General features: G+C 63.0%; 2 protein-coding genes. Both read right to left on the bottom strand.

Annotated features, from left to right (window positions below):
• Nucleotides 1-884: electron transfer flavoprotein subunit alpha/FixB family protein (locus AC07TV_RS22705; protein ID WP_494650680.1), on the bottom strand; the 884-nt coding region annotated here is incomplete at its 3' end.
• Nucleotides 885-886: 2 nt separating this feature from the next.
• Nucleotides 887-1,579 (bottom strand): electron transfer flavoprotein subunit beta/FixA family protein (locus AC07TV_RS22700; RefSeq protein ID WP_494650679.1); only part of this gene is annotated, 693 nt, incomplete at its 5' end.

The following is a 1,579-nucleotide window of genomic DNA, read 5'->3' as shown; positions in this document are numbered from 1 at the left end:
ACCAGCCCGTAATCCGCCACCTGGAAGATCGGTGCATCGGGATCCTTGTTGATGGCGACGATGACTTTCGACTCCTTCATCCCGGCCAGATGCTGGATGGCACCCGAGATGCCGACGGCAATGTAGAGCTGCGGCGCAACGATCTTGCCGGTCTGGCCAACCTGGTAATCGTTCGGGACGAAGCCGGCATCGACGGCGGCTCTTGAGGCACCGAGCGCCGCACCGAGCTTGTCGGCGAGCGGTTCGAGCAGGGTGTGGTAGTTCTCGCCACTGCCCAGACCGCGACCACCGGAGACGATGATCTTGGCGGCGCCGAGTTCGGGCCGTTCGGATTTGGTCAGTTCGCGGTGGGTCAGGGTGCTTTGGGCGGTGTCATTGGCCGCGGCGATGCTTTCGATTTTTGCGGCATTTTCCCGGTTGACCGTGTCAAAGGCCGTGGTGCGCACGGTGATGACTTTGATCTTGTCGGCGCTCTGCACCGTGGCCAGGGCATTGCCGGCGTAGATCGGGCGGACGAAGGTATCCGGGCTGTCGACGCCAGTGATTTCGGAAACCTGGGCGACGTCGAGGAGCGCGGCGATTCTGGGTGCGAGGTTCTTGCCGAAGGTGGTGGCCGGGGCGAGGATGTGGCTGTAGCCACCTGCGTTGGCAATGACCAGGGCGGTGAGGTTCTCGGCGGTCTGGCTTTGGTAGTGAGCGGCGTCGGCGACTTTGACGAGGCTCACGCCTTGCAGTGTGGCAGCTTCCTGGGCGGCTGCGCTGCAGGCTGATCCGGCGACGAGGACGTGGATGTCGCCACCGATCTTCGCGGCGGCAGCGACGGTGTTGAGGGTGGCGGCTTTGAGACTTTGGTGGTCGTGTTCGGCGATAACGAGAATGGTCATGATCAGATCACCTTGGCTTCGTTCTTGAGTTTGTTGACGAGTTCGGCGACGTCGGCGACGCGGATGCCGGCAGAACGCTTGGCCGGTTCGGCGACCTTGAGGGTGGTCAGGCGCGGCGTGACGTCGACGCCAAGGTCGGCCGGCTTGACGGTGTCGAGCGGCTTTTTCTTGGCTTTCATGATGTTGGGGAGCGTGGCGTAGCGCGGCTCGTTCAAACGCAGGTCGGTACTGACGACAGCTGGCAAGGAAATTTCGAGGGTTTCGAGGCCGCCGTCGATTTCGCGGGTGACTGTCGCTTTGCCGTTGGCGATGACGACCTTGGAGGCGAAGGTGGCTTGCGGCCAGGCTTGCAGGGCGGCGAGCATCTGGCCGGTCTGGTTGGCGTCGTCGTCGATGGCTTGTTTGCCGCAGATGACGAGTTGCGGTTGTTCTTTGTCGCAGAGGGCCTTCAAGAGCTTGGCGACGGCCAGCGGTTGCAGTTCGACGTCCGTTTCGACGAGGATGCCGCGGTCGGCGCCGATGGCCATGGCGGTGCGCAGGGTTTCCTGGCAGGCGGCGACGCCGCAGGAGACGGCGATGACTTCAGTGGCAATGCCGGCTTCCTTGAGGCGGACGGCTTCTTCGATGGCGATTTCGTCGAAGGGGTTCATGCTCATCTTGACGTTGGCCAGATCCACTCCGGAACCATCTGCCTT

The sequence above is a fragment of the Azonexus sp. GW821-FHT04F04 genome (genome assembly GCF_059420025.1).
The sequence above is the reverse complement of the archived record's forward strand: the minus strand, read 5'-3'. Positions and strand labels throughout refer to the sequence as shown.